The following is a 15,800-nucleotide window of genomic DNA, read 5'->3' as shown; positions in this document are numbered from 1 at the left end:
GAAGTTGAGCACCTTCACCGCCCCCAAGGGCACCTACGACCTGCTGCCCCCCAGCTCCGCGACCTTCCTGGCGATCCGCGAGCGCATCGCCGCGCCCGCCCGCCGGGCCGGTTACGGCTACGTCGAGACCCCGGTCTTCGAGGACGTGAAGCTGTTCTCCCGCGGCGTCGGCGAGTCCACCGACATCGTGACCAAGGAGATGTTCTCCCTCACCAAGCGCGGCAAGGAGGACCTCGCGCTGCGCCCCGAGGGCACCGCCTCGGTGCTGCGCGCCGCGCTCCAGGCCAACCTGCACAAGCTGGGCAACCTGCCGGTCAAGCTCTGGTACTCCGGCTCGTACTACCGCTACGAGCGTCCGCAGGCCGGCCGCTACCGCCAGTTCTCCCAGGTCGGCGCCGAGGCGATCGGCGCCGAGGACCCGGCGCTGGACGCCGAGCTGATCATCCTCGCCGACGACGCGTTCCGCTCGCTGGGCCTGTCGAACTACACGCTGCTGCTCAACAGCCTCGGCGACAAGCAGTGCCGCCCGGTCTACCGCGCCGCCCTGATCGAGTTCCTCTCCGGCCTCGACCTGGACGAGGACACCCGCCGCCGTGCCGAGATCAACCCGCTGCGCGTCCTCGACGACAAGCGCGAGTCCGTCCAGGAGCAGCTCGTCGGCGCGCCGATGCTGCGCGACTTCCTGTGCGAGGACTGCAAGGCGTACGACGAGAAGGTCCGCGAGCTGCTCACCGCCAACGGCGTGGCGTTCACCGACGACCCGAAGCTCGTGCGCGGCCTGGACTACTACACCCGCACCACCTTCGAGTTCGTGCACAACGGCCTCGGCGCCCAGTCCGCGATCGGCGGCGGCGGCCGCTACGACGGCCTGTCCGAGATGATCGGCGGCCCGGCGCTGCCGTCCGTCGGCTGGGCCCTCGGCGTGGACCGCACCTACCTCGCGCTGGAGGCCGAGGGCGTCGTCCTCGACCTGCCGGCCGCCACCTCCGTCTACGCCGTCGCGCTCGGTGAGGAGGCCAAGAACCTGCTGTTCGCCAAGGTGGTCGAGCTGCGCCGGGCCGGCGTCGCCACCGACCTCGCCTTCGGCGTCAAGAGCATCAAGAACGCCATGAAGTCCGCCGACCGGTCCGGCGCCCGCTTCGCCCTGATCGCCGGGGACCGGGACCTCGCCGAGGGCGTCGTCCAGCTCAAGGACATGAGCACCGGCGAGCAGTCCCCCGTCGCCCTTGACGCACTCGTCACCACCCTGAAGGAGAAGCAGCTGTGATCCGCACGCACGACGCGGGCACGCTCCGCCCGGAGCACGCAGGCACCACCGTCACCCTGGCCGGCTGGGTCGCCCGCCGCCGCGACCACGGCGGCGTGGCCTTCATCGACCTGCGCGACGCCTCCGGCACCGTGCAGATCGTGGTCCGCGACCTGGACTCGGTGCACGGCCTGCGCGCCGAGTACTGCGTCAAGGTCGTCGGCGACGTCCGGGTGCGCCCCGAGGGCAACGAGAACCCCGACATCCCGACCGGCGCCGTCGAGGTCGTGGTCAGCGACATCGAGGTCCTCTCCGAGGCCGCGCCGCTGCCGTTCCCGGTCGCCGAGTACGAGCCGGGCACGGTCAACGAGGAGGTCCGGCTGCGCTACCGCTACCTGGACCTGCGCCGTGAGGGCCCGGCCAAGGGCCTGCGGCTGCGCTCGAAGGTCAACAACATCATCCGCCGGGTGATGGAGGAGAACGACTTCCTCGACATCGAGACGCCGTACCTGACCCGCTCCACACCCGAGGGCGCCCGCGACTTCCTCGTCCCGGTCCGCCTGCAGCCCGGCCACTGGTACGCCCTGCCGCAGTCGCCCCAGCTGTTCAAGCAGCTGCTGATGGTGGCCGGCATGGAGCGCTACTACCAGATCGCCCGCTGCTTCCGCGACGAGGACTTCCGCGCCGACCGGCAGCCGGAGTTCACCCAGCTGGACATCGAGGCCTCGTTCGTCGACCAGGAGGACATCCTGGCCCTCGGCGAGAAGATCGTCGGCGCCATCTGGCGCGAGGTGCACGGCTACGAGGTCCCGAACCCGCTGCCGCGGATGACCTACGCCGACGCCATGTCCCGCTACGGCTCCGACAAGCCGGACGTCCGCTTCGGCCAGGAACTCACCGACCTCACCGAGTACTTCAAGGGCACCGAGTTCCGCGTCTTCCAGGCCCCGTACGTCGGCGCCGTGGTCATGCCGGGCGGCGCCTCGCAGCCCCGCAAGGCCCTCGACGCCTGGCAGGACTGGGCCAAGGCCCGCGGCGCCCGCGGCCTCGCCTACGTCGTGATCGACGCCGAGACCGGCGAGCTGCGCGGCCCGGTCGCCAAGAACCTCTCCGAGGAGCACCTGGCCGGCCTGGCGGCCGCCGCCGGCGCCAAGAACGGCGACGCGATCTTCTTCGCCGCCGGCAAGGAGCGCGCCTCGCAGGAGCTGCTCGGCGCCGCCCGTCTGGAGATCGGCCGCCGCTGCGAGCTGATCGACGAGTCGCAGTGGGCGTTCCTCTGGGTCGTCGACTTCCCGATGTTCGAGCCGATCGAGGACGACAAGGGCGAGTTCCAGGGCTGGCACGCGGTGCACCACCCGTTCACCGCCCCGACCGCGGAGTCGCTGGCCACCTTCGACACCGACCCGGGCTCGGCGCTGTCCAACGCCTACGACCTCGTGCTCAACGGCTCGGAGCTGGGCGGCGGTTCGATCCGTATCCACCAGCGGGACGTCCAGAAGCGCGCGTTCGACGCGATCGGCCTGTCCGAGGAGGAGGCGGCCTCGCAGTTCGGCTTCCTGCTGGACGCCTTCAACTACGGCCCGCCGCCGCACGGTGGCGTCGCCTTCGGCCTGGACCGGATCGTCACCCTCCTCGGCGGGTACGACACCATCCGGGACGTCATCGCGTTCCCGAAGACGTCCACCGGTGGCGACCCGCTGACCGGCGCCCCGACCCCGATCACCCCGGCGCAGCGCCGCGAGGCCGGCGTGGACGCCCAGCCCAAGGTCCGCGAGGACGCCAAGTCCGAGGCGCAGCCCAAGGGCTGACGCGCCATCGGCTAACCTGCAACGGCCCCGGACGGTCCACCCACCGTCCGGGGCCGGTCCACAAGGACGTGTGACACAGGGAGGGTTGACCACCCATGAAGGTCAGTACCAGGGTCGAATGTCCGGACGACGCGCCGGCCACCCGGCGGGTTCACATGGCGGCGTTCCCGGGCCCGGACGAGGCGGACCTCGTCGACGCGCTGCGGCGCGATCCGGCCTGGCTGCCCGGGCTCTCGGTGGTGGCGGTCGACGACGGCGGGCTGGTGATCGGGCACGCCCTGCTGACCCGGTTGCGGGTCGGCACGGACGGCGAGGGCCTCGCGCTCGCGCCGGTCGCGGTCGCGCCGGAGTGGCAGCGCAAGGGCGTCGGCGAACTCGTCGTGCGCGCGGCGCTGTCGGCGGCCGAGGAGGCGGGGGAGAAGCTCGTGGTCGTCCTCGGCGACCCGGCCTACTACCGCCGGTTCGGTTTCGCGCCGGCCCGGCTGCACGAGGTGACCGGCCCGTTCGAGGTGCCGGAGGCGTACTTCCAGGCGCTCGCGCTGCCCGCGTACGACGGCGCGCCGCGCGGGCTGTGCCGCTACCCCGAGCCGTTCGAGGTCGCAGCCTAGTCCCGGCCCGCGGAGCCGAACGTGGCCCGGCAGCTGTGCACGAACGCGGCCATCGCCGGGGTGAGCTGGCGGTCCCTGGGCCAGTAGAGCCCGACCTGGCTGGGACTCAGGTCCGCCACCGGCCGGTACGCGACGTCCTCGCGCGGCGCCAGCCGGCTCATGGTCTCCGGTGCGATCCCGATGCCCTGGCCGCACACCACCGCGGCCAGCCACTCGTCGGTGTTGTGCGCCACCGCGCCGATCCGCACCGGACGACCGCGCCGTTCCTCGCCGGCGAGCCAGTACTCGCGCCAGTGCCCGGCCTCGTGCGGGATCGCGACGAACGGCTCGTCCAGCAGGTCCGCCAGGCGCAGCTCCGCCAGTGCGGCCAGCCGGTGCCCGGCGGGCATCGCCACCACCCGCGGCTCCTCGCCCAGCACGGCGACGTTGTACTGCGAGGACAGGTAGGGCGGCGCGTGCCAGAGGGTGAGGTCGATCTCCCCGGTGGCCAGGCCCGAGGTCGGGTCGAACCAGTTGTTCTGCCGCAGCTCCACCTGCCAGCCGGGCATCCGCCGGGAGAAGTCGGCGACCGTGCTGCGGGTCATCAGGTTGATGATGCCGCCCTCGAACCCCACCCGCAGCGTGGCCACCTGCTCGGCGGCGGCCGCCCTGGTGGCGCGCAGCGCCTCGTCCCAGCCCGCCAGCATCGCGCCGGCGTGCTCGGCGAGCGCGCGGCCGGCCGGGGTGGGGGCCATGCCCCGGCGGGAGCGCTCGAAGAGTTCGACCCCGAGCAGCGTCTCCAGCTGGCGGATCTGCTTGGTCAGCGTCGGCTGGGAGACGAACAGCCGGGCCGCGGCGGCCGTGAGCTGTCCCTCCTCGCAGACCGCGGCGAAGCTGCGCAGCAGACGGGTGTCGATATCCATGCCCCAAGGTTATGGAACCGGAAATTGGACCGGTCCGGCAGGTCTGGGCGAAGGTTGATCGTTCGGTCTCGCGACCGGTGATCGGGGGAGTGCGGCAGCGGCGGTTCAGGGGGCCGCCGCTGCCGCCCGCGTCCGCCCAGGACCTGCGAATCCGGCCTTCAGCGCCTACCGTGAGGGATCATCAGCGGTTGGACGGAGGATCCCGGGTGGCCAAGGTGCAGCGGCTGGCGAAGCGGCCGTACGAGCGGGAACTGCTGCGGCTCCAGCAGGAACTGGTGAAGCTCCAGGAGTGGGTGCGGGTCGAGGGCGCCCGGCTGGTCGTCGTCTTCGAGGGCCGCGACGCGGCGGGCAAGGGCGGCGCGATCAAGCGGGTGACGGAGTATCTGAACCCCCGCATCGCCCGGGTCGCGGCGCTGCCGATGCCGACCGAGCGGCAGAAGAGCCAGTGGTACTTCCAGCGGTACGTCGAGGAACTGCCGGCGGCCGGGGAGATCGTGCTGTTCGACCGCAGCTGGTACAACCGGGCCGGGGTCGAGCGGGTGATGGGCTTCTGCACCGACGAGGAGTACTGGCAGTTCCTGCACCAGTGCCCGACCTTCGAGCGGATGTTGATCGAGGCGGGCATCCTGCTGCGCAAGTACTGGTTCTCGGTGAGCGACACCGAGCAGGAGCGGCGTTTCTGGGACCGCCTGGAGGACCCGATGAAGCGCTGGAAGCTCTCCCCGATGGACGTCGAGTCGCTCACCCACTGGGAGGACTACTCGCGGGCCAAGGACGAGATGTTCATCTACACCGACACCCCGGACTCGCCGTGGAACGTGGTGGAGAGCGACGACAAGCGGCGGGCCAGGATCAACATGATCGCCCACCTGCTGTCCACCGTGCCGTACCACGAGGTGGCCGCGCCGAAGATCGACCTGCCGCCGCGCCCGGCCCCGCGAGGCTACCAGCGGCCCCCGCGCGACCTCCAGAAGTACGTTCCGGACCACGCTGCCAGACTGGAGTAGACGGGGCTACTCCGGGCGCCGCACTCCTGCGATCGGGCCCTCGTGGCGCCCGGGCGAGGTCAGGAGGCGTGCTCATGTTCGTCCGCACCGTTTATGCCACCGGGCACCCCGACCGGATCGACCGGACCCTCGACGGGCTCCGCACCGAGGCCGTCGGGCTGCTCGCCCCGCAGCCGGGCTACCTCGGCTACGGGCTGTACGCCGACCGGGCGCTGGGCAAGATCACCATGGGCTCGTGGTGGGACACCGCGCAGGCCGAGCGGGACAGCGACCAGGAGCTCGGCGAGCGCCGGGCCGAGCTGCTCGCGCCGCTGGCCGGCACCGTGGCCACCGACGTGTGGGAGGCCGTCGCGGCGGCGCCGCCCGGAGACGCCGGGCCGGGGGCCGGGTTCCGCCTGGTGCGGGCCGAGGTCGACCCGGGCAAGCTGGATCGTCTGGCGGAGGTCTTCCGGGAGCGGGCGCTGCCCGTGCTGGAGAAGAGCGAGGGGTTCGTCACCGGCGCGATGCTCGTCGACCGGGCGCGCGGCCGGGCCGTCGTGGGAACGATCTTCGCCGACCGGGCGAGCCTGGAGGCCTCCCGCGGGCCGCAGGCCGACGCCCGGGCGCAGGCCTCGGCCGCCGTCGGCGCCACCATCGTGTCGGTGGAGGAGTTCGACGTCGTGCTGCTGGACCGCCGCAAGAGGTGAACCCGGCGGGCGTGTCGGCACCCTCGCATAGGCTTCCGGTGTGGACGAACCGGACCTCTTCACCGCCGCCGCCGAGGAACGCCAGGCCAAGGAGCCCGGCCGGGCCCCACTGGCCGTGCGGATGCGCCCGCGCACCCTGGACGAGGTCGCCGGGCAGCGCCAGCTGCTCAAGGCCGGCTCACCGCTGCGCCGGCTGGTGTCCGGCTCGCGCGGGCCGGCGGCGACCAGCTCGGTGATCCTGTGGGGCCCGCCCGGCACCGGCAAGACCACGCTCGCGCACGTCATCAGCCAGGCCGTCGAGGGGCGTTTCGTCGAACTGTCCGCGATCACCGCCGGCGTGAAGGAGGTGCGCGCGGTCATCGACGGCGCCCGGCGGGCGGTCGGCATGTCCGGCCGCGAGACGGTGCTCTTCCTGGACGAGATCCACCGCTTCTCCAAGGCCCAGCAGGACTCGCTGCTGCCGGCCGTCGAGAACCGCTGGGTCACCCTGATCGCGGCGACCACCGAGAACCCGTACTTCTCGGTGATCTCGCCGCTGCTGTCACGCTCGCTGCTGCTCACCCTGGAGTCGCTCACCGACGACGACGTCCGCGCGCTGCTGCGCCGCGCGGTGGCCGACGAGCGCGGCCTGGAGGGCGCGCTGGAACTGACCGAGGAGGCCGAGGACCACCTCGTGCGGCTCGCCGGCGGGGACGCCCGGCGGGCGCTCACGACACTGGAGGCGGCGGCCGGGGCGGCGCTGGAGAAGGGCGAGCCGAGCATCACGCTGGCCACCACCGAGACGGCCGTCAACCAGGCGGCGGTGCGCTACGACAAGGACGGCGACCAGCACTACGACGTGGCGAGCGCCCTGATCAAGTCGATCCGCGGCAGTGACGTCGACGCCACGCTGCACTACCTGGCCCGGATGATCGAGGCGGGGGAGGACCCCCGCTTCATCGCCCGGCGGCTGATGATCTCGGCCAGCGAGGACGTCGGCCTGGCGGACCCGACGGCGCTGCCGACGGCCGTCGCGGCGGCCCAGGCGGTGGCGCTGATCGGCTTCCCGGAGGCGCGGATCATCCTGTCCCAGGCGGCGATCGCGCTGGCCCTGGCGCCCAAGTCGAACGCGGCCTACCTGGCGATCGACGCGGCGCTGGCGGACGTCCGGCAGGGTCTTGCGGGCGCGGTGCCACCGCACCTGCGGGACGCGCACTACGGCGGCGCGGGCAAGCTCGGCCACGGCCAGGGCTACCAGTACCCGCACGACCTGCCGGAGGGCATCGCGGCCCAGCAGTACGCGCCGGACGCGGTGCACGGCAAGGACTACTACCAGCCGACCCGGCGCGGCGGCGAGGCCCGCTACGCGGACGTCGTGGAGTGGACGAGGGGCCGGCTCAGGGGCGAGTGAACACCCCGTCGGTGCGCCGGTATACTCGATCGGAGTGCCACGTCCCGGGACGGCGGCGGGGGAGACCCCACCGACCGGCCGCACCAGCGGGACGCCGGCCGTAGGCCCCTTCCGAGGGGTCCGCACCAGGAGCGTCGCGCACCGTTTCGGTGTCGCGGGCGGCCCAGTTCACTGGATCGTCCGTGTGACAAGCACGTCCGTGCCCGGCTCCGGAGAGCGGCTGATCCCACCGCGCAGGCGGCGGGGTTTTCTCCGGGTCGCGAGATGCGACCTCCGTCAACACCTGGTGAAGCCGTATTCGAAAGCAAGGAAGGTTTGGTTCATGGCGAACCAGAAGCGTCCCAAGGTCAAGATCGCGCGTGCGCTCGGCGTGCCGCTGACCCCGAAGTCCGTCAAGTACTTCGAGGCCCGCCCGTACCCGCCCGGCCAGCACGGCCGTGGCCGCAAGCAGAACTCGGACTACAAGGTCCGTCTGCTCGAGAAGCAGCGTCTTCGCGCCCAGTACGACCTGAGCGAGAAGCAGCTGTCGCGTGCGTTCGACCGCGCGAAGAAGGCCGAGGGCAAGACCGGTGAGGCGCTCGTCGCCGAGCTGGAGACCCGTCTGGACTCGCTGGTGCTGCGTTCGGGCATCGCCCGCACCATCTACCAGGCCCGCCAGATGGTCGTCCACGGCCACATCGAGGTCAACGGCGGCAAGGTCAACAAGCCGTCGTTCCAGATGAAGCCGGGCTACGTGGTGACCGTCCGCGAGCGCAGCAAGGAAAAGGTCCCCTTCCAGGTCGCCCGTGAGGGTGGCTACGCGGGTGAGGGCCAGACCCCGAAGTACCTCGAGGTCAACCTGAAGGCCCTGGCCTTCCGCCTGGACCGTGCGCCGCAGCGCAAGGAGGTCCCGGTGATCTGTGACGAGCAGCTGGTCGTCGAGTACTACTCGCGCTGACCCGCGACGGTTCCGCACTCCGCGGAGCCACGGCGAGCCCCCACCGCCCCTCGGGGTGGTGGGGGCTCGCCCCTTTCCGGCGCCCTTTCCGGGAGCGGCGCCCGGCTCAGGCGCTCTCGCCGGCCATCGCGGCGGCCAGCCGCAGGTGCGGGCGGGCCTCAGCCGCGCGGCCCTGGCGCTCCAGGGTGCGGCCGAGCATCAGCCGGGCGTAGTCCTCGGCCGGGTCGGCCTCCAGGATCCGGAGCAACTCGGCCTCGGCGTTGCGGAGTTGGGCGGAGTGGTAGTAGCTGCGGGCGAGCAGCAGGCGGACCGAGAGGTTGGCCGGCTCCTCGGCGAGCACGCCCGCCAGGATGTGGGCGGCCTCGCTGTACGCCTTGGACTCGAAGTAGAGCTTCGCCCGGCGGTACTCGTCGGCGGCGGTGTGGACGGCCACGGTGGCTCCTTCCGGCTTGGTACTTGCCTCCTCAAGCAATCCGCAAGCTTCAGCTATTCCGCACCGGCGCGGGCGCCGGGGCCGGCGGGACGGAGTGCGGGGTCGGCCCCGGCCCGGGCCCGCCGGGGGAGCCGCCGGCACCGAGGGCCCGGGACACCGCCGCGTCGAGGCCGAGCCGGGTGCCCGCCGCGAAGCAGTCCTCGTACTCCTGCTCGGTCAGCCCGGCACGGGCCCGTTCGGCGCACTGCCGGTGCGGGCCGAAGAAGAACCGCGAGCCGAGGAAGGGCGTGCCGACCGTGCGCCAGATCCGGTGCGCCGCGCCCTGGAGCAGCCGGGCCTCGTGCAGGTCGCCCGGGACGTCCGGCCCGGCGGGCTCGGTCTCCAGCAGCGCCAGCAGGTCGATGCCGAGGACGATGCCCAGCAGGTCGTGGAACAGGTGGTTGAGCCGCACGCTCTCCCGGGCGAGGACCCGGGCCGGGCGGACCTCGCCGTCCAACCAGTGCGAGAAGGCCATCGCGTACAGCACGTACGCGTACGCCCACTGCTCGCCGTGCTCCTCGCACACCTCGCGGGCCTGGCCGAACCACAGCTCGCCGCTCTCCCGGTCGCCCTGGAAGACGTAGGCGAGGCCGAGTTCGAGCATGGCCATCAGGACGTTGCTGTTGAGCTCGCCGATCGTCCGGTAGTGCCACAGCGCCTCCTCGAACAGCTCGGCGGCGCGGTCGGGTTCGTCGCCGATCAGGGCCGCGCAGCCCTGCCGGTGGACGGCGTAGGCGAGCGCGCGGTCGTCGCCGGTGGCCAGCGCCTGGCGGCGGCACTCCTCCAGCGCCGGACGGGCGGCGGACAGATCGCCCTGGAGCGTCGCCATGTAGCCGGTCACCCAGAGCGCCTTGGCGCGCGCCTCGGTCGGCTCGCCGTCCAGGGCGAGCGCGCGGTCCAGCCAGTGCCGGCCCTCACCGAGGTGGCCGCTGCCGACCCAGTAGAACCAGAGCGTGCCGGCCATCAGCAGGGCGAGCTGCTCCTCGCCGGGCTCGGAGAGGCAGAACTCCAGCGCGGCCCGGAGGTTGGTGTGGGCGAGCCCGGTGCGTTCGGCGGTCTCCGCCTGCCGGGGGCCGAACCACTCGACCTCGCCCCAGGTGGCGACCCCCAGGTACCAGTCGCGGTGGCGGCGCAGCAGCCGCTGCTCGTCGCCGGCGGCGCGCAGCCAGTGGCCGCCGTACTCGCGCAGGGTGTCGAGCAACCGGAAGCGGATGCCGTGGGCGGTGTCCTCGCGCAGGACGACGGACTTGGCGACGAGCTCGGAGAGCAGGTCGAGGACGTCCTCGGCGTCGATGCCCTCGGCGGCGCACACGTACTCGGCGGCCTCCAGGTCGAAGCCGCCGGCGAAGACCGAGAGGCGGGCCCAGAGTAAACGTTCCTGCACCGTGCAGAGCTCGTGACTCCAGCCGATCGTCGTGCGCATCGTCTGGTGTCTGGGCAGGGCCGTTCTCGCGCCGCCGGTCAGCAGTCGGAAGCGGTCGTCCAGCCGGGCCGTGATCTGCTCGACGGACAGCGCACGCAGCCGTCCGGCCGCCAGCTCCACGGCGAGCGGGATGCCGTCCAGCCGACGGCACAGCACGCCCACCGCCTCGGCGTTCGCCTCCGTCACGGCGAAGGACGGCAGCACGGCGCGCGCCCGCTCGGCGAACAGCTGCACCGCGTCCGGCAGTGTGCCCGGCCCCGGCCGCCCGTCCGCCACCGGGCCGACCGGCAGCGGCGCCACCGTGAACAGGTGCTCGCCGCCGACCCGCAGCGGCGCCCGGCTGGTGGCCAGCACCCGCAGGCCGGGCACCGCCCGCAGGAGGGTGTCCGCGAGGTCCGCGCAGGCCTCCACCAGGTGCTCGCAGCCGTCCAGCAGGAGCAGCGGCCGGCGGCCGGCCAGCTGCTCGGTCAGCACCTCCAGCGGCGGCCGGGCGGCGCCGTGCGGCAGCCGCAGCGCCTCCAGGACGGCGTGGCCGAGCAGGAGCGGGTCCTGCACGGGGGCGACGTCGACCAGCCAGGTGCCGTCCGGGAACGCGCCCGCCGCCCGGGCCGCCGCGCGCAGTGCCAGCCTGCTCTTGCCGACCCCGCCCGGCCCGGTGACCGTCACCAGCCGGGCGTTCGCCAGCAGTCCGGCCAGCTCGGTCAGCTCCCGCCGCCGCCCGACGAAGCCGGTGACCTCGGCCGGCAGCCGACCGGGCTCCGCCGCGCGCCGGCGAGGACCGGCCTCCCGAGGCTGTCCTGTCCAGTCGCCGGCCAAGCGCTGCTCCCCGTGCTCCGGGCCCGGACCGTACGGGCCCGGACGTGCGTCGGGCCGTGCGGGCGACGACCCGCCTGGCAGAACGAGGTGACCGGCCGGTAGGTTACGCGGGCGGTTCGCACACCCGACCGGATCACGAGGCCGTCTTCGGACTCCCGTCGTCCGCCCGGAGGGCGGGCGCGGCGCGCACCCGGGCGACGGCACGCGGGAGGGGGTCCGGAAACGGGCCCCGAGGCCCGCTGCGCCATCGCGGACCCGGTCCGGAAACCGGGCGTGAGCGCGATAGGGTTCCGTTCTGGAGAACAGCAAGGCGAGGGAGCGCGCAAAGGTGTCCGTGGGAGAGCTGGCCGGGTTGCTCGTCGCCGTGTTCTGGGCGGTCCTGGTCACCCTGCTCGCCGTGGTGCTGGTCCGCCTCTCGCGGGTGCTCAAGGAGGCCACCGTCCTGGTCTCCGCCGTCACCGAGCAGGCCGTGCCGCTGCTGACCGAGGCGGGCGCCGCCGTGCGCAGCGCCAACGAGCAGCTGGAGCGGGTCGACGAGATCACCGCGAACGTCCAGGACGCCGCCGCCAACGCCAACGCGCTCTCCTCCACCGTCGCGGCCACCCTGGGCGGGCCGCTGGTGAAGGTCGCGGCCTTCAGCTACGGCGTCCGCAAGGCCGTCGCCAGGCAGCAGGGCGGCAACCCGTCCGTGCCCGCCCAGCCGGGCGAGCGCGAGGAGCTGGCCCGGCTGATCCGGGCCGAGGTGCGCGCCGCGACCGCCCCGCGCGGCGGCCTGCTGTCCCGGGTCCGGCGCGCGGTGAGGGGCTGACGCCGTGGTGCGACGCATCTTCTGGATGGCGGTCGGCGCCGGCGCCACCGTCTGGGCCATGAACAAGGCCAACGAGGCCGTGCACCGGCTCACCCCGGACAGCCTCTCCGGCACCGCCGCGCGCGGCGCGCTGCACCTGGGCGACCTGGCCAAGCAGTTCGCCCAGGACGTGAAGGCCGGCATGGCCGAGCGCGAGGACCAGCTGCGCGACGACCTCGGACTCCACGGCACCGCCGTCGTCGAGCCCCGGCGCGAGCGCCGGGTCCTGCGGGGCGAACCGCAGTACCGAGCTATCTCGGCGGCGCCCGGCAGTCCGGCCGCCGCCCTGCCTCCGTCCAGCAGTGCCCGCAAGACCCCCAGAGCCATTGAAGAAACGCCCCGCCGCGCCCTGCCGCCGCGGGGTGGCACCCCGAACCGGAAGGACCACTAATGGAGTCGGCTGAGATCCGCCGCCGCTGGCTGCGCTTCTTCGAGGAGCGCGGCCACACCGTCGTTCCGTCGGCGTCCCTGGTCGCCGACGACCCCACCCTGCTGCTGGTCAACGCCGGCATGGTGCCGTTCAAGCCCTACTTCCTGGGCGAGGTCAAGCCGCAGTTCTCGCGCGCCACCAGCGTCCAGAAGTGCGTGCGCACCCTGGACATCGAGGAGGTCGGGAAGACCACCCGGCACGGCTCCTTCTTCCAGATGTGCGGCAACTTCTCCTTCGGCGACTACTTCAAGGAAGGAGCCATCAAGTTCGCGTGGGAGCTGCTCACCACTCCCGTCGCGGACGGCGGCTACGGCCTGGAGAAGGAGAAGCTCTGGATCACCGTCTACAAGGACGACGACGAGGCCGAGCAGATCTGGCGCGACGTCATCGGCGTGCCCTCGGAGCGCATCCAGCGCCTGGGCATGAAGGACAACTTCTGGTCGATGGGCGTCCCCGGCCCGTGCGGCCCGTGCTCGGAGATCAACTACGACCGCGGCCCCGCGTACGGCGAGGAGGGCGGCCCGGCCGTCAACGGCGAGCGCTACCTGGAGATCTGGAACCTGGTCTTCATGCAGTACGAGCGCGGCCACGGCGACGGCAAGGACGGCTTCGAGATCCTCGGCGACCTGCCGAGCAAGAACATCGACACCGGCCTCGGCCTGGAGCGCCTCGCGGCCATCCTGCAGGACGTCGACAACCTCTTCGAGATCGACACCAGCCGGATGATCCTCGACCGCGCCGCCGAGCTCACCGGCCACACCTACGGCGCCGACCACAAGTCGGACGTGTCGCTGCGCGTGGTCACCGACCACATCCGCACCGGCCTGATGCTGGTCGGCGACGGCGTCACCCCCGGCAACGAGGGTCGCGGCTACGTGCTGCGCCGCATCCTGCGCCGCGCCATCCGCAACATGCGCCTGCTGGGCGCCACCGGTCCGGTCGCCAAGGACCTGATCGACATCGCGATCAAGGCGATGGCCCCGCAGTACCCGGAGCTGGAGGCCGACCGCAAGCGCATCGAGACGGTCGTCGTCGGCGAGGAGTCGGCGTTCCTGCAGACCCTGAAGGCCGGCACCAGCCTGCTGGACGCCGCGGTCACCGAGACCAAGCAGGCCGGCGGCGCCGTCCTCTCCGGAGACCAGGCGTTCAAGCTGCACGACACCTACGGCTTCCCGATCGACCTGACCCTGGAGATGGCCGAGGAACAGGGCCTCCAGGTCGACGAGGCCGGCTTCCGCCGCCTGATGCAGGAGCAGCGGGACCGCGCCAAGGCGGACGCCAAGGCCAAGAAGATGGGCCACGCCGACGTCGCCGCGTACCGCGAGGTGGCCGACAAGTCCGGCGCGAGCCTGTTCACCGGCTACACCCTCACCGAGGGCGAGGCCACCGTGGTGGGCCTGCTGGTGGACGGCGTCCCGTCGCCGGCCGCCTCCGAGGGCGACGAGGTCGAGATCATCCTCGACCGCACCCCGTTCTACGCCGAGGGCGGCGGCCAGCTCGCCGACCACGGCCGGATCCGGCTGGAGTCCGGCGCGGTCGTCGAGATCCGCGACGTGCAGCAGCCCGTCCCGGGCGTGATCGTCCACTCCGGCGGGGTGCTGTTCGGTGAGGTCGTGCTCGGCGCGTCCGCGTACGCCACGATCGACACCGACCGCCGCCGCGCGATCGCCCGCGCCCACTCGGCCACCCACCTGACCCACCAGGCGCTGCGCGACGCGCTCGGCCCGACGGCCGCCCAGGCCGGCTCCGAGAACGCCCCGGGCCGCTTCCGCTTCGACTTCGGCTCGCCGGCCGCCGTGCCGGGCAGCGTGCTGACCGACGTCGAGCAGAAGATCAACGACGTGCTGACCCGCGAGCTGGAGGTCACCGCCGAGGTCATGACGATGGACCAGGCCCGCAAGGCCGGCGCCATCGCGATGTTCGGCGAGAAGTACGGCGACGAGGTCCGGGTCGTCACCATCGGCGACTTCTCCAAGGAGCTGTGCGGCGGCACCCACGTCGGCAACACCGCCCAGCTGGGCCTGGTGAAGCTGCTCGGCGAGTCCTCGATCGGCTCCGGCGTGCGTCGCGTCGAGGCGCTGGTCGGCGTCGACGCGTACAGGTTCCTGGCCCGCGAGCACACCGTGGTCTCCCAGCTCACCGAGCTGGTCAAGGGCCGCCCGGAGGAGCTGCCGGAGAAGATCTCGGGCATGCTCACCAAGCTCAAGGACGCCGAGAAGGAGATCGAGCGCTTCCGCGCCGAGAAGGTGCTGGCCGCCGCGGCGGGCCTGGCCGACTCGGCCGAGGACGTGCACGGCATCTCCGTGGTGGCCGCCCAGGTCGCCGACGGGGTCGGCGCGGACGAGCTGCGCAAGCTGGTCCTCGACGTGCGCGGCCGCCTCGGCTCGCGCCCGGCCGTGGTCGCCGCCTTCACCGTGGCGAACGACCGCCCGCTGACCGTGATCGCCACCAACGAGGACGCCCGCGGCCGCGGCATCAAGGCCGGCGAGCTCGTCCGCGTCGCCGCGAAGACCCTCGGCGGCGGCGGTGGCGGCAAGGACGACGTCGCCCAGGGCGGCGGGTCCAACCCGGCCGCGGTCGGCGAGGCCATCGCCGCGGTGCGCGGCCTGGTCGCGGAGCGCGCCTCCTGATGGAGTTCGAGGAGAGGCCCTTCAGGCGTGGGCGGCGGATCGCCGTCGACGTCGGTGACGCCCGGATCGGGGTCGCGTCCTGCGACCCCGACGGGGTGCTCGCCACTCCGGTGGAGACCGTCCCGGCCGGCGTGAAGTCGCAGGCCAGGATCGCCGCGATCGTCGACGAGTACGGGGCGATCGAGGTGGTCGTCGGGCTGCCGCGCTCCCTCAGCGGCAAGGAGGGCCCGGCGGCGGAGAAGGTCCGCGCGTACGCGGCGCGGCTGGCCAACCGGGTCTACCCGGTGCCGGTCCGGCTGGTCGACGAGCGGATGTCCACCGTCACCGCGACCCACGGGCTGCGGGCCTCGGGCGTCAAGGCGAAGAAGGGGCGCTCGGTGGTCGACCAGGCCGCCGCGGTGGTGATCCTCCAGTCCGCCCTTGAGTCCGAACGGGTGAGCGGACGCCCGCCCGGTGAGAGCGTCGAGGCGGCGGGCTGACCGGCCTGCTCTAACGTCCCGGAGAGGGGTCCGTGCGGACGCGTCGGACGGCTCGTCGGCGTTGTCGAAGATCAGCAGCCAGCGCGGGGTGGGCACGCCGCGCCGCAGCGCCTCGCGGG

The 15,800-nt window shown here is 72.9% G+C and carries 14 protein-coding genes; 11 read left to right on the top strand and 3 right to left on the bottom strand.

What is annotated here, in order from left to right:
* Nucleotides 1-4 precede the first annotated feature (4 nt).
* The 3 genes from hisS (at nt 5) to AB0C76_RS34345 (ending at nt 3,662) form a co-directional block, all read left to right on the top strand.
* Nucleotides 5-1,267, top strand: a complete 1,263-nt coding sequence (hisS, locus tag AB0C76_RS34355) for a histidine--tRNA ligase (RefSeq protein ID WP_359973207.1) — start codon at nt 5-7, stop codon at nt 1,265-1,267.
* Nucleotides 1,264-3,054: an aspartate--tRNA ligase gene (gene aspS / locus AB0C76_RS34350; protein WP_359973205.1), complete on the top strand. Its 1,791-nt coding sequence runs from the start codon at nt 1,264-1,266 to the stop codon at nt 3,052-3,054. Before hisS ends, aspS begins: the two co-directional genes overlap by 4 nt.
* A gap of 95 nt (nt 3,055-3,149) precedes the next feature.
* Nucleotides 3,150-3,662, top strand: a complete 513-nt coding sequence (locus AB0C76_RS34345) for an N-acetyltransferase (protein ID WP_359973203.1) — start codon at nt 3,150-3,152, stop codon at nt 3,660-3,662.
* On the opposite strand, the gene AB0C76_RS34340 is transcribed toward AB0C76_RS34345, so the two are convergent.
* Nucleotides 3,659-4,564: a LysR family transcriptional regulator gene (locus AB0C76_RS34340; protein WP_359973201.1), complete on the bottom strand. Its 906-nt coding sequence runs from the start codon at nt 4,562-4,564 to the stop codon at nt 3,659-3,661. The genes AB0C76_RS34345 and AB0C76_RS34340 overlap by 4 nt on opposite strands.
* A gap of 206 nt (nt 4,565-4,770) precedes the next feature.
* Between AB0C76_RS34340 and ppk2 the strand changes: the two genes are divergently transcribed.
* From ppk2 to rpsD, 4 genes are all read left to right on the top strand, one after another.
* Nucleotides 4,771-5,571 carry a polyphosphate kinase 2 gene (gene ppk2 / locus AB0C76_RS34335; protein ID WP_359973200.1) on the top strand — a complete coding sequence of 267 codons (801 nt, stop codon included), beginning with the start codon at nt 4,771-4,773 and terminating at the stop codon, nt 5,569-5,571.
* 74 nt (nt 5,572-5,645) lie between these two features.
* The gene (locus tag AB0C76_RS34330; protein ID WP_359973198.1) at nt 5,646-6,257 is read left to right on the top strand and encodes a hypothetical protein; all 612 of its coding nucleotides are present in this window, start codon (nt 5,646-5,648) and stop codon (nt 6,255-6,257) included.
* 40 nt (nt 6,258-6,297) lie between these two features.
* The gene (locus tag AB0C76_RS34325; protein WP_359973196.1) at nt 6,298-7,647 is read left to right on the top strand and encodes a replication-associated recombination protein A; all 1,350 of its coding nucleotides are present in this window, start codon (nt 6,298-6,300) and stop codon (nt 7,645-7,647) included.
* A gap of 322 nt (nt 7,648-7,969) precedes the next feature.
* Nucleotides 7,970-8,584, top strand: a complete 615-nt coding sequence (gene rpsD, locus AB0C76_RS34320; RefSeq protein WP_270148363.1) for a 30S ribosomal protein S4 — start codon at nt 7,970-7,972, stop codon at nt 8,582-8,584.
* Between the two features lie 106 nt (nt 8,585-8,690).
* Here the strand turns inward: rpsD and AB0C76_RS34315 are convergent, their stop codons facing one another.
* On the bottom strand, nt 8,691-9,017 hold the full coding sequence (locus tag AB0C76_RS34315; RefSeq protein WP_359973193.1) for a tetratricopeptide repeat protein: 327 nt from the start codon (nt 9,015-9,017) through the stop codon (nt 8,691-8,693).
* 49 nt (nt 9,018-9,066) lie between these two features.
* Complete coding sequence (locus tag AB0C76_RS34310) at nt 9,067-11,295, bottom strand: regulator (RefSeq protein WP_359973191.1); 2,229 nt, start codon at nt 11,293-11,295, stop codon at nt 9,067-9,069.
* A 328-nt stretch (nt 11,296-11,623) separates the two neighbouring features.
* Here AB0C76_RS34310 and AB0C76_RS34305 point away from each other — a divergent pair, with 328 nt between their 5' ends.
* The 4 genes from AB0C76_RS34305 to ruvX are packed head-to-tail and all read left to right on the top strand — an operon-like array spanning nt 11,624 to nt 15,681.
* Nucleotides 11,624-12,103 (top strand): DUF948 domain-containing protein, encoded by a 480-nt coding sequence (locus AB0C76_RS34305; RefSeq protein ID WP_359973189.1) that lies wholly within the window; start codon nt 11,624-11,626, stop codon nt 12,101-12,103.
* A 4-nt stretch (nt 12,104-12,107) separates the two neighbouring features.
* Nucleotides 12,108-12,533, top strand: a complete 426-nt coding sequence (locus AB0C76_RS34300; RefSeq protein WP_329925112.1) for a DUF6167 family protein — start codon at nt 12,108-12,110, stop codon at nt 12,531-12,533.
* Nucleotides 12,533-15,202 (top strand): alanine--tRNA ligase, encoded by a 2,670-nt coding sequence (gene alaS, locus AB0C76_RS34295; RefSeq protein WP_359973187.1) that lies wholly within the window; start codon nt 12,533-12,535, stop codon nt 15,200-15,202. Before AB0C76_RS34300 ends, alaS begins: the two co-directional genes overlap by 1 nt.
* Nucleotides 15,202-15,681, top strand: a complete 480-nt coding sequence (ruvX, locus tag AB0C76_RS34290) for a Holliday junction resolvase RuvX (RefSeq protein WP_359973184.1) — start codon at nt 15,202-15,204, stop codon at nt 15,679-15,681. The genes alaS and ruvX overlap by 1 nt, the downstream gene beginning before the upstream one ends.
* Nucleotides 15,682-15,800 lie beyond the last annotated feature (119 nt).

The organism is Kitasatospora sp. NPDC048722, from assembly GCF_040650235.1.
GTDB lineage: Bacteria > Actinomycetota > Actinomycetes > Streptomycetales > Streptomycetaceae > Kitasatospora.
Note: the sequence above shows the minus strand (reverse complement) of the source record. Positions and strands in the feature narration are given on the sequence as shown.

Coding starts and splice junctions, on each gene's coding strand:
- AB0C76_RS34345 (WP_359973203.1), top strand. CDS start 3,150: ATGAAGGTCAGTACCAGGGTCGAATGTCCGGACGACGCGCCGGCCACC.
- AB0C76_RS34340 (WP_359973201.1), bottom strand. CDS start 4,564: ATGGATATCGACACCCGTCTGCTGCGCAGCTTCGCCGCGGTCTGCGAG.
- AB0C76_RS34330 (WP_359973198.1), top strand. CDS start 5,646: ATGTTCGTCCGCACCGTTTATGCCACCGGGCACCCCGACCGGATCGAC.
- rpsD (WP_270148363.1), top strand. CDS start 7,970: ATGGCGAACCAGAAGCGTCCCAAGGTCAAGATCGCGCGTGCGCTCGGC.
- alaS (WP_359973187.1), top strand. CDS start 12,533: ATGGAGTCGGCTGAGATCCGCCGCCGCTGGCTGCGCTTCTTCGAGGAG.
- ruvX (WP_359973184.1), top strand. CDS start 15,202: ATGGAGTTCGAGGAGAGGCCCTTCAGGCGTGGGCGGCGGATCGCCGTC.